General features: G+C 61.1%; 8 protein-coding genes. 1 reads left to right on the top strand and 7 read right to left on the bottom strand.

From position 1 onward, the window contains the following. The first annotated feature begins 11 nt into the window (after nucleotides 1-11). On the top strand, nucleotides 12-1412 hold the full coding sequence (pntB, locus tag JOD69_RS11495; RefSeq protein WP_086134796.1) for a Re/Si-specific NAD(P)(+) transhydrogenase subunit beta: 1401 nt from the start codon (nucleotides 12-14) through the stop codon (nucleotides 1410-1412). A gap of 195 nt (nucleotides 1413-1607) precedes the next feature. Here pntB and JOD69_RS11490 read toward each other — a convergent pair whose 3' ends face one another. From JOD69_RS11490 to JOD69_RS11460, 7 genes are all read right to left on the bottom strand, one after another. Beyond that, a complete protein-coding gene (locus tag JOD69_RS11490) occupies nucleotides 1608-2876 on the bottom strand; it encodes an alginate export family protein (protein WP_086134795.1) in 1269 nt (422 codons plus the stop codon). 288 nt (nucleotides 2877-3164) lie between these two features. After that, nucleotides 3165-3743 carry an ANTAR domain-containing protein gene (locus JOD69_RS11485; RefSeq protein WP_086134794.1) on the bottom strand — a complete coding sequence of 193 codons (579 nt, stop codon included), beginning with the start codon at nucleotides 3741-3743 and terminating at the stop codon, nucleotides 3165-3167. Beyond that, nucleotides 3740-5065 (bottom strand): CmpA/NrtA family ABC transporter substrate-binding protein, encoded by a 1326-nt coding sequence (locus JOD69_RS11480; protein ID WP_086134793.1) that lies wholly within the window; start codon nucleotides 5063-5065, stop codon nucleotides 3740-3742. The genes JOD69_RS11485 and JOD69_RS11480 overlap by 4 nt, the downstream gene beginning before the upstream one ends. Nucleotides 5066-5571: 506 nt before the next feature. Continuing rightward, nucleotides 5572-8298: a nitrate reductase gene (locus JOD69_RS11475; RefSeq protein WP_348529956.1), complete on the bottom strand. Its 2727-nt coding sequence runs from the start codon at nucleotides 8296-8298 to the stop codon at nucleotides 5572-5574. Between the two features lie 63 nt (nucleotides 8299-8361). Further along, the gene (gene nirD / locus JOD69_RS11470) at nucleotides 8362-8682 is read right to left on the bottom strand and encodes a nitrite reductase small subunit NirD (protein WP_086134823.1); all 321 of its coding nucleotides are present in this window, start codon (nucleotides 8680-8682) and stop codon (nucleotides 8362-8364) included. Between the two features lie 5 nt (nucleotides 8683-8687). Beyond that, nucleotides 8688-11126 carry a nitrite reductase large subunit NirB gene (gene nirB / locus JOD69_RS11465; protein WP_086134792.1) on the bottom strand — a complete coding sequence of 813 codons (2439 nt, stop codon included), beginning with the start codon at nucleotides 11124-11126 and terminating at the stop codon, nucleotides 8688-8690. Between the two features lie 359 nt (nucleotides 11127-11485). Beyond that, nucleotides 11486-13207, bottom strand: a complete 1722-nt coding sequence (locus JOD69_RS11460) for a bifunctional protein-serine/threonine kinase/phosphatase (protein WP_086134791.1) — start codon at nucleotides 13205-13207, stop codon at nucleotides 11486-11488. Nucleotides 13208-13217: the final 10 nt, after the last annotated feature.

The following is a 13217-nucleotide window of genomic DNA, read 5'->3' as shown; positions in this document are numbered from 1 at the left end:
AGAGAATAACAATGTCAGAAGGATTAGTTACCGTTTCCTATATCGGCTCGACGATACTGTTTATCTTGAGCCTCGGGGGGCTTTCCCATCCTGAATCCGCGCGGCGCGGCAATTTCTACGGCATCCTCGGCATGGCCATCGCCATCCTCGCAACCGTGTTCGGGCCGAAGGTGACCAGCTATGTTCCGATCATCGTCGCCATGGCTATCGGCGGCAGCGTCGGGGTCTATGCCGCTATCAAGGTCAAGATGACTGAAATGCCGGAACTCGTCGCGCTGATGCACAGCCTGGTGGGGTTGGCTGCGGTGCTGGTGGGTTATGCGAACTTCATCGATCCGACCTCAGCCTTTACCGGGGTGGAGAAAACCATTCATGAGGTGGAAATCTATCTCGGCGTTCTGATCGGCGCCGTGACGTTTTCCGGTTCGGTCATCGCATTCGGTAAGCTGTCGGGCAAGATCGACGGCAAACCCATGCTGCTTCCGGCCCGGCACTGGCTCAATCTGGGCCTTTTGATTCTAGCCATCATCTTGGGGGCCGGCTTCGTCAACGCGCAGTCCACTGCGGGCGGGTTCGTTCCGTTGCTGCTGATGACGGCCGTTGCGCTAGCTTTCGGCGTGCACATGGTCATGGCGATCGGCGGCGCCGATATGCCGGTGGTGGTGTCCATGCTCAACAGCTACTCGGGATGGGCGGCTTCGGCCACCGGCTTCATGCTGTCCAACGATCTGCTGATCGTGACCGGCGCTCTGGTGGGTTCTTCCGGTGCGATCCTGTCCTACATCATGTGCCGTGCCATGAACCGCCATTTCCTCTCGGTCATCGCCGGCGGGTTCGGTACCGGTACCGGCGTAGCGCCGGCGGCTGGGGCGGGGCCACAAGGCGAGGTGCAGCCGATCACACCGGAAGAAACGGCCGAACTCCTGCGCAACGCCAGCCGCGCCATTCTGGTGCCGGGCTACGGCATGGCGGTGGCTCAGGCCCAGCATACGGTGTACGAGATCACCAGGCTGCTGCGTGAAAAAGGCGTCGACGTGCGTTTCGCCATCCACCCGGTGGCGGGCCGCATGCCGGGCCATATGAACGTGCTTTTGGCCGAGGCTAAGGTTCCTTACGACATCGTGCTGGAAATGGACGAAATCAACGAGGACTTCCCGGAGACCGACGTCGCCATGGTCATCGGTGCCAACGACATCGTGAACCCGGCGGCGCAGGAAGACCCCAACAGCCCCATCGCCGGCATGCCGGTTCTGGAGGTCTGGAAGGCGAAAACCTCGATCGTCATGAAGCGCTCGATGGCGTCCGGCTATGCCGGCGTCGACAATCCGCTGTTCTACAAGGAGAACAATCGGATGCTGTTCGGCGACGCCAAGAAGATGCTGGACGAGGTGCTGAAGCACTTGCAGGGGTAGAAATACCGGTTTGCGTAGAATGGATTTCCCATGCGGCGCATTACGCTAAAGCTAATGCGCCCTACGCAAGCTCAAGCACTTACAAGGATAAATGTAAATGACCGTAGGATGTGGCGACGTAGGAGCCGCATCTGTCGCGATCGATGCGGTTCGAATACTCACCGCATCCTACGGCCTTAAATTCCCAGCTTTCTTTTAGAAACTGATCCCCGCCTGCAGCCACCATTTTTGAGTGTCGACGTTGCCGGCAAACGCTCTCGGGTTGGACGAGTTGTAGTCGGCGAACTTGAAGAGCAGGGAATAATGCTTGCCGAATTTCTTTTCCACCTGTACGTCGAACTCCTCGCCATAGCGGATGCTGCCGGTATCGTCCCGGAAATCGTGGTAGACGAACCATAAATCCAAGCCGTACAGGCTGGTCTTGAACGTGCCGTACACGTCCCGGACGCCGTCGGGCGGCGTCACCAGGAACTTGTCCGCCCAGCCCTGAAAGGCGTGCAGCGTCGCGAGCGGCGTACGGAAGCCCTGGCCGTTGTCCGAGCCCAGTTCCTCGAAGGACCCTTTAAAGACGAAGCCCCACAGATCGATCCCGCCTTCCGCCAGCCAGTAATCGACCTTGAAGTCCTTCGGGTTTTCCGCATAGTCCTCCTGCCATGCGTATTCGGCCGTGTAGAGGGCCTTGATTTTGTCGGTGATGGGTGTCGCGCCGTCAAAGCGAGCGCCGACCGTCTGGGTGGAATTGGTTAGGGTATTGAAGGTCCGCGTCGGAAAGCTTTCGTGTTGATTGTCGTAATCCAGCCATTCACCGTGGACGACGAGTTTGCCCCAAGGGAGACCGGTGTAGGCAATGTTGAAGATCGGCGAATTCATGCCGATGGTGCGGGAGGTGACGTCCTGCACTTTCCAAATATAACCGGCGGTGATCGTGGTGTCGGGCAGGCTGGCGTTGGTGATGGCCACGGCGTCATAAGTCTGTTCCAGCTGCCGCCAGATGACGTTGCCGATGAAACGGTGGTTGTCGAAGATGATGCGTTGACGGCCGACTTTTAGGTTGGTCTGAGGTAAACCGCTGTAATTCAGCCATAACTGGTTGACCTCGTTCTTCTGGGGATCGGCGATGACGGGATGCCGGGTCTTGTCGTTCCAGGTGCTGTTGTACTCGTTGCTGAAGATATCCTGGTTGCCTTCGTATTCGGCGAAGGCCTTGAGCCCGTGAAACTCCGGAGTCAGATAGCCGATGCGCGCCCGGATCATGTCGGCCTTGCCGATTTCGGGCAGATTGGCCTGATCCACGTATTCGAACCGATACCGGATATCGATGTTGATCTTGCCGCCGCCGACGTTCAACGCCTTTTCGATATTCTCGTCGATACCCTCCGCAAAAACCGGGCTGGCCGTGCCGAGCCCCAGCATCAGAAGCCGCGCTAAGCTGCCGCTACTCAGCGGCTGCCTGATAATCCCCATGACTGTACCCCCATTCTGTTGTGATCCGATAAGCAATAAAAAAGGCGTCGCCCGCAGTTGAAGAGCTGCGGGAGGACGCCTTTGTCCGGAAGTCGAGCGCCGCCGTCAGCGCGCGACTCTAGCTTTCATAGGACTAACAGGAAGCGTGCCAAGCTCGTTTAACGCGCTAAACAGCTCTGAAACAGCAGCTGGCGGCGCAGTGCGGAGGCGCCGGGCGGGTGGGCTGGTGCATCGGGTGCGACAAAAGAGTGCGCGATGCGCGAAAGGCGGGCGGAATTCGCCCCGAAGTCAGTCCGTCAGCCCTTCCAGAGTAAGCAGGGTCCTGGCTACGTCCGCGATGCGCATGTTGCGGCTCATGGCCGCTTTGCGCAGCAACTGATACGCTTCGTCCTCGCTCATTCCCTTCCGCTGCATCAAAATGCCCTTGGCCTTGTCCACCACTTTCCGGTCGGCTAGCTGGGTTTTGGTTTCGTGCAGTTCGCGCTTGAGCGCCTCGAATTCGCGAAAACGGGCCATGGCCACCTCGACGATGGGCATGATGCGTTCCTGACTGAGGCCGTCCACCACATAGGCGCTTACCCCGGCCTGCACGGCCTGGCGGATGTAATCGCCGTCGCGCTTGTTCGAGAACAGGATGATCGGCCTCGGCTGGTCGCGGCTAATCTCCCGCATTTGCTCCAAGGTGTCGCGGCCCGGCGCCTCCAGATCCATGATCACCATGTCCGGCTGGCATTCCTTGAGTTCTCGAAGCAGGTTGTGGCCGTGCTTGATCCGGGCGACGACCTGATGTCCGGCATCGTGCAGCGCTTGCTCCAATATGGCGCTGCGTGCCGAATCCTGATCGACCAGCATGATTCTGAGGCTCATGGATTGACCTTGGCCAGTTCGTCCAGTGAAACCTGCCGATTGTGCAGCTCGAAGCGCTCCAGATAATCCACCGGACGGAGCGCATCGAAGGTGCCGCCATCCAGGAACTGATCCGTACCCAGGATCATCGGCTCGGTGGCTTCCCGAAGCGTCCACGGTTCGCCGTGCTGCCCCTCGGTCTTGTAGTCCGCGGTGGGGAAGGGCAGGCCCAGAGCCTGGGCGGCTTCGCGGTAAAGATCGGGCCGATAGACCTCTTCGGCAAGCTTTCGCATGTCTACGGGATCGCGGAGTTGTCCCCAACGGTACATCTGAGTGATGAACCAGACGGCATGGGAGCGCCAGGGAAACGTCGCGGCATAACGGAAGAACACGTTGAAGTCGGGAAGCGGCGCGGGCGCGGCGTCGACCTGGTAGCGAAACGAGCCGACCATGGACATTTTCACCACGTCAGCCGGTGCGTTGACGTATTCCTCCCGAGCCAGAATATCGGCCACTTCGATACGGTTTTCCGGTTGATCGATCCATTGCGCCGCCTCCAGCAGCGCCATCAGCATGGCGCGGTGAGTGTTGGGATGTTGTTCGGCCCACTCCCGGTTCACGCCCAGCACTTTTTCCGGCTTGTTGTTCCAGATTTCATAATCGGTGATCAGCGTGCGTCCGACGCCGGTGGCCACGGCCTGCGCGTTCCACGGTTCTCCGACGCAGTAACCGTCTATTTCTCCGCTGCTCAGGTACTTCACCATGTGCGGCGGCGGGATCACGACCAGGCGCACGTCGCGGTCCGGATCGATGCCGCCGGCGGCCAGCCAGTAGCGCAGCATGTAGTTATGGGGGGAGAACGGAAATACCGTTGCGAAGCACAAGGGCTCGCGCCCCGCGTGTTTGCCGGTATCGATGACTTTCTTCAGTGCACGGACGCTCATGGACCGCTCGGCTGCCGCCGCCGGATCGAGTTCGGCCATGCGCCGGTACAAGTCCAGGGAAACGGTAATGGCGTTGCCGTTGAGATCCAGGGACAGAGCGGCGATGGTCGGTTTTTTCAGTTCCCCGAGACCGAGCGTCGTGGCGATGGGCATGGGTGCCAGCATATGACCGCCGTCCAGCAAGCCGGCGAATACCTTGTCGCGGATATTGGCCCAGGACACCTCTCGGGAAAGTCTCGCTTCCAGCCCGTGTTTTCGAAAAAAACCTTTTTCGTAGGCGATGACGAGCGGTGCGCAGTCCGTCAGCGGGATGAAACCCAAGTCGATCTGGGTTTTCTCGAGTCCTTCGCCGCCTGCCGCATGAACGCCAGGGCGCAGCCATTGGGGAACCGAGGTCATGAGTTAAGGGTCTCCTTGTCCAAAATTCTCCAGGATGGATTGGATTGTGAAGCGTCAAGAGCGTATCGGCTCCGATAGCAGTTACGACGCGAGTAGCCTGCCACGACGTTATGGTTTCAGCAATGATCGTGCCATACGGTCCAGTGCTTGGCCGTAGCCCAGACAGTCGGCAAGGGATTGCCGACCTACGTCATTCCGTTCGGCATTCGAGTGAACATTCATCGTAGGATGGGTAGAGCGAAGCGAAACCCATCGATGGTGGGTTAGCCCCTAGTCTCCGCTCGGGACAGGCCCTTCGACAGGCTCCGCGTAACCCACCGATTCGAGGTCGCTCGGTGGGTTACGGCCTCCGGCCTAACCCACCCTACAAACATGAATTCTTTATTAAAAGCGATTTTGAATTAGGCCGAGATAAGCGATGCCTTAAATAGGAACATAGGCCGTTGAAGTGCACAAATACGAGGCAATGCTAGACGCCTTGTGCCGCCGCAGCGGCGCTGGTGTTTTTACCCCTGCAATAAGGACTTGAGCTCGGGAATACAGGAACCGCAATTGGTTCCCGCTTTGAGTGCTGCACCAATTTGTTCCGTTGTCGACAGATTTTGCTTCTGAATGGCGCGTTTCAAGGTATTGATGCCGACCCCGAAACAGGAGCAGACGATACGCCCCTGATCATCCTCGGCCGAAGCCGGTTTTCCGGCCAAAAGGCTCATGCGTGCCCGATCGGGCACTTCATCCAGTGCGAATAGACCGGCCAGCCAACTGCGCGGCGGCAGCTCGAAGCTCCGGTCTATGAAGGCGCAAAACTGCAAACGTCCGCCGAGGAGGCGTGCGCAGCGGTACCGGCCCGAGTGGATGTCGGCGAACTCCAGCCATTCTTCCCTGCCGGGCACCGGCTCGGCGGACGCGGATTCGCGCGAACCCGAGGGATGGGTGAACAAGCCGCGCATCCAGACAGGCCAGTCCGAAGGTGACTCGGAATGTGCCAGCTCGTAAAGCCAATGGCCGTCTCCCCGTATCGTGACGCGGTACTCGACCTCGATAGCGTCAAGCGGTTCGCGCGACAGCAAGAAGCCGTGCCACGACGGCCGATAGGGCGCGATCCGGAGCGGCGTATGCTTGGATTCGGGTTCGCCGGACATCGGATCGGTTGCCGGGTTGACCAAGGCATTGATCAAGCCTTTGCTGGCATAGGGTCCGCTCCAGTGCATGGGCACGAACACCGATCCTGGCTGCTGGTCTTTACTGACGCGGGCGCGGACCAGGGCTTGGCCGAACCGGCTCTCGAGGCGAACCAGGGTTCCGTCCTGAATGGCGAATCGGGCCGCATCGTGGGGGTTCAGCTCGGCGTAAGGCTCGGGAACATGGTTGGTCAAGCGGGCGGTTTTTCCCGTGCGGGTCATGGTGTGCCATTGATCGCGGACGCGCCCGGTATTGAGCACCAGCGGATAGGCCGCGTCGGGCGGGTTGGCCGGCGCTTTGGGGACCACCGGCACCATTCCGGCGCGGCGGCCGAAGTTTGAAAACCCACCTGCGTCGAACAGGCGAGACGCGCCGTTCGGATGATGCCCATTTACCGGCCACTGGATCGGCTTCAAGGCTTCATAGCCGGCGCGATCGAGTTCCGCGAGACCGGAAATGTCGAACACCCGTTTGCCGTCATTCCGAAGGCCGGACAACCGGGCGTGCTCCAGGAAAATTTCCCAAGCTGACCCGTAGCGAAAACCTTCCTCGTATCCCATCCGCTGGGCAACCCGGCTGACGATCCACCAATCCGGCTTGGCTTCGCCAGGCGCTGCCAGAAATGCCCGCTGGCGCGAAATGCGACGCTCCGAGTTGGTGACGGTGCCGTCCTTCTCACCCCAGGCCAGCGCGGGCAGGTTCACATGTGCGTAGGCGCCCAAGTCGGTGCCCGACTCGCATTCGGAAACCACCACGAATTCGCAGCGGCGGAGCGCGTCCCGCACCGCGTTCGCGTCCGGCAGGCTCACGGCCGGATTGGTGGCCATGATCCAGACTGCCTTGATGCGTCCCTCGGCGATCGCCTGAAACAGCTCCACGGCCTTGAGTCCGGACTTATCCGGCATGCGCGGCGCATTCCAGTACTCCTGCACGAGAGCCCGGTGTTCGGGATTCTCGATGTCGAGATGCGCCGCGAGCTGATTGGCGAGTCCGCCGACCTCCCGCCCGCCCATGGCGTTGGGCTGGCCGGTCAGGGAGAAGGGGCCCATGCCCGGTTTGCCGATCCGCCCGGTGGCAAGATGAACGTTGATGATGCTGTTGACCTTGTCGGTGCCGCTGGACGACTGGTTGACCCCTTGCGACCAGGCGGTGACGACTTTTTCGGTGCGGGCAAACCATTGGTAAAAGCTCGCGAGGTCCTCTTCGGGAATACCGCAGATCCTGGCAACAGCGGGCAGGGAGGGAGCCGTTTTGCGAGCGTTCTCGAACGCTTCGGCGTAGCGACCGAGATGATTTTCCAGGAAGGCGAAATCGATCCTGTCATCCTGGCGCAGATAATTCAGGAGTCCGTTGAACAGAACCACGTCGGTGCCCGGCCGTATCGGGAGATGTAGATCGGCGGACTGACTCGTCGCCGTGCGGCGCGGATCGATGTTGACGATCTTCAGGCGGGGATTTTCCCGTTTGGCCGCAACCAGACGCTGAAACAGCACCGGATGGCACCAGGCCGCGTTGGAACCGACCAGCACGACGAGATCGGCCAGTTCCAGGTCCTCGTAACAGCCGGGCACGACATCCTCGCCGAAGGCCCGTTTCTGCGCCGCGACCGTGGACGACATGCAGAGGCGGGAATTGGTATCGATATTTCCCGAGCCGATGAAACCCTTCATCAGCTTGTTCGCGACGTAATAGTCCTCGGTCAAGAGCTGGCCGGAGACGTAGAACGCCACCGAGTCGGGACCGTGGATATCGGTGATCCGTCGAAACGTGTCGGCGACGGTGCCTAGCGCTTTGTCCCAACTCACCCGCCGGCCCCTGATCTCGGGATAAAGCAGCCGAGTTTCCAGCGACAGGGTTTCTCCGAGCGACGAGCCCTTGGAGCAAAGCCGCCCGAAATTGGACGGATGTTCCGGATCGCCCTTGATGTCCGCCGACTCGGGACCGCGCGGCTTGGCCAGCACGCCGCAGCCGACGCCACAGTAGGGACAGGTGGTGGCGATGGGCGCATCGTCCGCTGTTAAGGACGGATCTGAGAGCGGTGCAGAACTCACGTTTCTCTTCCTCTTAATAACGAAGTGTGGCTGGGATAAGGGCAAACGTTCACGGAATTCCGGCTATTCCGGCCTGTCGAGTTGCAACCACAACCTTTCGTTTTCCAGCTTTACCGGAAAGCACGCCGTTCGGCCCTCGTCCGGCGGAGCGGCTTCGCCGGACGCCAGGTCGATCACCCAGTTGTGCAACGGACAGGCCACCCGCTTTCCGCATACGATGCCTTGGGAGAGCGGCCCTCCTTTGTGCGGGCAGAGGTCGCGAACCGCGAAAATTTCGTCGTTCAGGGTGCGGAAGATGGCGACATTGCCAGCCGGCGTGGCGACGACGCGAGCGCCTTGGCGGGGAATGTCCTCGATTCGGCCGATTTCGATCCAGTCGCTCATGACATTCATCCTACTTTCCTCAAGGGTTCGAAGTGTTGCCGCTCGGATTCCTTGGCGAGAACCGCCCATGGATCGATCTGGGCGCTTTTCTGCGATTCGAGAAACCGCTCGTACAAGGCGCGTCGGCTTTCCGGATTCGAGACGATGCGCTCCTGGACATAAGCGAGACCGACGCGTTCGATCCAGTGCGCGGTCCGCTCCAGGTAGCGGGCTTCTTCCCGGTATAGCTGCATATAGGCGCCGCAGTATTCCTTCACTTCCTCTTCCGTATCGACCTTGCACAGAAAATCGGTGGCGCGGACCTTCACGCCGCCGTTGCCGCCGACGTGAAGTTCCCAGCCTGAATCCACCGCCACCACGCCGAAGTCCTTGATCGTGGCCTCGGCGCAGTTGCGCGGGCAGCCCGATACCGCCATCTTGACCTTGGCCGGCGTCCACGACCCCCAGGTCATTTTTTCGAGGTCTATGCCCATCTTGGTGGAATCTTGCGTGCCGAACCGGCACCATTCCTTGCCGACGCAGGTTTTCACCGTGCGCAGCGATTTGCCGTAGGCATGGCCGGAGACGAGGCCGTGCTTGCCGAGTTCCGCCCAAACCGCCGGAAGCTGCTGTTTCGGGACGCCCAGAAGATCGATACGCTGGCCGCCGGTGATCTTGACCGTCGGAATCTCGAACTTTTCGGCCACGTCGGCGATGGCGCGCAGCTCCCGAGGATTGGTGACGCCGCCCCAAATCCGCGGCACCACCGAATAGGTGCCGTCCTTCTGGATATTGGCGTGGGCCCGCTCGTTGATGAAGCGCGACTGCGGATCGTCCCGGTATTCGTTGGGCCACTGGCAGAGCAGGTAATAATTGAGCGCGGGGCGGCAGGAATGGCAGCCGTCGACTGTCTTCCAGTTTAGGAAGCGCATCACCTCGGGAATCGACTTCAGGCTCTCCGCGCGTATCGCCTCTCGCACTTCTTCATGGGTATGGTCGGTGCATTTGCATAGCGGCTTTTTGGCCGGGCTGACCGAGTAATCGCTGCCCAGGGTGCTTTGCAGGATCTGCTCCACCAAACCGGTGCACGAGCCGCAGGAAGCCGAGGCCTTGGTATGGGTGCGCACGTCATCCAGAGTGAATAGCTTTTTCTGAACGATGGCGTCGACGATGGTCTTCTTGCAGACGCCGTTGCAGCCGCAGACCTCCGCCGTGTCCGGCATGAGCGCCGCGCGGTTGTCCGCCCCGTGGCCGGCATCGCCCAGATGCGCCTGCCCGAACAGGATGTTTTCCCGGAAAGCGGAGATATCGGTGCCGTCCCGCATCAACTGGAAGTACCAGGCGCCGTCGCCGGTATCGCCATAAAGCACCGCGCCCTTGATGCGGTTGGATTCGACCACCAGCTTCTTGTAGATGCCCCGGGCGGGGTCCTGGAACAGCAGCTCTTCGTAGCCGTTTCCGCCCTGAAACTCGCCCGCGGAGAAAAGATCGATGCCGGTCACTTTCAGCTTGGTGGACGTCACCGAGCCCTCGTAGCGCGCGATGCCGTATTCCGCCAGGTGATTCGCGCAGACCTTGGCCTGCTCGAAAAGCGGGGCTACCAGGCCGAAAAGCTGCTTCCGGTGTTGCACGCATTCGCCCACGGCGTAAATGCGGGGGTCGAAAGTTTGCATGGTGTCGTTGACCAGGATGCCGCGCTCGCAATGGATGCCGGCGCTCTTGGCTAGATCGACGTTGGGGCGGATGCCCACCGCCATGACTACCAGATCGGCGGGGGTTTCCGAGCCGTCCTTGAAGCGTACGCCGGTGACGCGGTCGTGGCCGAGGATGGCTTCGGTCTGCGCTTCCATTCGGAAATCGAGGCCGCTGTCCTCGAGCGCCCGTTTCAAAAGGTCCGCGGCAGGCTTGTCCAGTTGCCTTTCCATCAGGGTATCGAGCAGATGCACGACGGTAACCGCCATCCCCCGCTTTTTCAGCCCGTTGGCCGCTTCAAGCCCCAAGAGGCCGCCGCCGATGACGACCGCATGCCGGTACTTCTGCGAAGCCTCCAGCATCAGTTCCACGTCGCGGATGTCGCGAAAACCGATTACGCCCTGCAGATCCCTGCCTGGGACCGGCAGCATGAAAGGCATGGAGCCGGTGGCGAGCAGCAGCCGGTCGTAGCCGGCCTCCAGTCCGTCTTCGGTACGAACCAGCCGCCGCCGACGGTCGATCGCGACGACCTTCCGCCCCTTGTGCAGCGTGATGCCGTTCGACGCGTACCAGTCGTCATCGTTCAAGATGATGTCGTTAAGCGTCTTCTCGCCGGCCAGGACCGGGGATAGGAGGATACGGTTGTAATTGCAGTGCGGTTCGGCACCGAACACGGTGACGTCGTATGCGTCGGGAGCGATTTTCAGCAGCTCCTCGACTGTGCGTATGCCGGCCATACCGTTGCCGATTACGATGAGTCTCTGTTTTTTCATGGCTTACCTCCTCCGGGATGAATCCCATTCGTCAAATCAACTTTCGTAGGATGCGGGGACGTGAGATGAACCTCGTCATTCCGGCACGGATTGCTCGCCCCTTCCCAGGGGGCTCGTCCTTCAGACCAGCCTGCGGCTGTCCAAAACCGTTCCCGACGGTTTTGTGCCGGAATCCAGACGCCAGGGATGGCATCGGCCCGGATCACAATCCCTGTGCTCTGGATGCCGGCATTCCAATCGCAAACGGTCATCCAGGGAGCGCCCGGATGACCCTTCCAATCGCAAACGGTCATCCGGGGAGCGCCCGGATGACCCTTCCCTGCCGGCATGACGGCTTTACTTACTGCATTGATAAACACCTAAACCCTCCCGTAGACCTGAAACAGGCACACCATCAGCAATCCGAACAGGAGCAGCGCGGTCAGTTGCCAGAACAGAACCGGATTGCGCTGGTACAGGGGAAGGGGACGGGCGGAGACACGCTTGCCGCCGCCTTTCGATAATCCGGATTCCAGCTCGAAGGCCAGCTCGATGGCGTCGGCATAGCGTTCGCCGGGGTCGATCGCGACCGCGCGCGCCAAGGCGGCGTCCAGCCAGACCGGCAAATCCGGACGGCGGCTGGTCAGGGGTTTGGGTTTTCCGAATCGGGGCGTGCTGAATGGCTCGATCTCGCCGTAGGGATAGGCACCTCCGGAGAACACGCGATAGAGCGTTACCCCCAGCGCGAAGATGTCGCTGGCGACGCTGCCCCGCTCGCCGTGAAACAGTTCCGGCGCCATGTAGCTGGCGGTGCCCGGCATCGGATCGGCCTGGTCCTCGTCCCAGGCCGGCAATCGCGCAATGCCGAGATCCAGCAGTTTCAGGCCGCCGTCGTCCGGAAGCAGGATGTTGTCGGGCTTGATGTCGCGGTGCACGATCTGCTGGCGGTGCAGTGCGTGCACCGCCTTGCACAGTTTGAGAGCGAGGTCGATGCCCGGCTCCAGGCCGATGCGTGCGTTTCGCCGCAGGTGCCGTTCGAGCGTGGCGCCGCGATAATACGGCATGACCGAGTAGAGACGGCTTTGCCGCTCCGGCGGCTGTTCCAAAATTTCGGCCACCCACGGACTCTTCACCCGCCCGCCGATCCATGCTTCCCGGACAAAGGCATCGTGATATTGCCGCTCGCTGGCTACCCGCGGATGAGGGAACTTGATGACCACCGGGTTGCCGTTGCGCCGGTCGACCGCGCGGAACAGCGCGCTGTAGCGCCCGGAAGACAGCAGTTCTTCCAGTTGAAAATCATCCATCGTGTCGCCGGGACGGGGTAGTTCCAGGATCGGCAAGGACTCGATGATTTCCCGCAGCGATTGACGGTCGGCCCGGGGCAGGGCGATGACATCCACCACCAGCGCGGTGACGTTGTCGGTGCTGCCGCGCTCCAGCGCCGATTCGACCAGAGCGTCCGCACTGCTTTGGGGCGCGGCCCTTTCCAGCAGGATGCGCGCGATCTCGGCTTGTTTAAGTCCGCCGTGTAGGCCGTCGCTGCACAGCAGGAAACGGTCGTGGATTTCGAGCGTGTGCACGGCGTAGTCGGTCCGGAGCAGGGGCTCCAGGCCCACGGCCCGGTACAGGATATGGTCCAGTTCGGGGCCGTTCAAAGTGTGATCCTTCGTCAGCAGCTCCAGCCGCTCGCCGCGCAGGCGGTAGATGCGCGAGTCGCCGACGTGTATTAGATGTGCGCGGCGGCCGCGAAGAATCAAGGCACTGAAGGTGGTAGCCATGTGGGCGAGATTCGGGTCACGCTTGCCCATCGCGTGTATCCAGCGATTGGCGGCATCCAGGCTTCGATCCAGCAACTGCTCCACCGCCAAGGTTTCGGCCAGGCTGTAATAGGCTTCCATGAAGCTGTGCATGCACAACTCCGCGGCTACCCGCCCTCCCTTGGCCCCGCCCATGCCGTCCGCCACCGCCGCGACGACGCCGCGACAGGCCAGTTCCTGCTGCGACGGTTGAGCGATACCGGCGTAGTCCTGGTTGTCTTCGCGCCGCCCTTGGCGGGAAGCGAAGGCGGCGCTCAAGGCGAGTTGTCCGTTCGCAGTCACTGACGCACCC

The sequence above is a fragment of the Methylocaldum sp. RMAD-M genome, from assembly GCF_017832375.1.
Classification (GTDB): Bacteria; Pseudomonadota; Gammaproteobacteria; order Methylococcales; family Methylococcaceae; genus Methylocaldum.
This window is presented reverse-complemented; position numbering and strand designations above follow the sequence as displayed.

Coding starts and splice junctions, on each gene's coding strand:
- nirB (WP_086134792.1), bottom strand. CDS start 11,126: ATGAAAAAACAGAGACTCATCGTAATCGGCAACGGTATGGCCGGCATA.
- JOD69_RS11485 (WP_086134794.1), bottom strand. CDS start 3,743: ATGAGCCTCAGAATCATGCTGGTCGATCAGGATTCGGCACGCAGCGCC.
- JOD69_RS11490 (WP_086134795.1), bottom strand. CDS start 2,876: ATGGGGATTATCAGGCAGCCGCTGAGTAGCGGCAGCTTAGCGCGGCTT.
- JOD69_RS11480 (WP_086134793.1), bottom strand. CDS start 5,065: ATGACCTCGGTTCCCCAATGGCTGCGCCCTGGCGTTCATGCGGCAGGC.
- nirD (WP_086134823.1), bottom strand. CDS start 8,682: ATGAGCGACTGGATCGAAATCGGCCGAATCGAGGACATTCCCCGCCAA.
- pntB (WP_086134796.1), top strand. CDS start 12: ATGTCAGAAGGATTAGTTACCGTTTCCTATATCGGCTCGACGATACTG.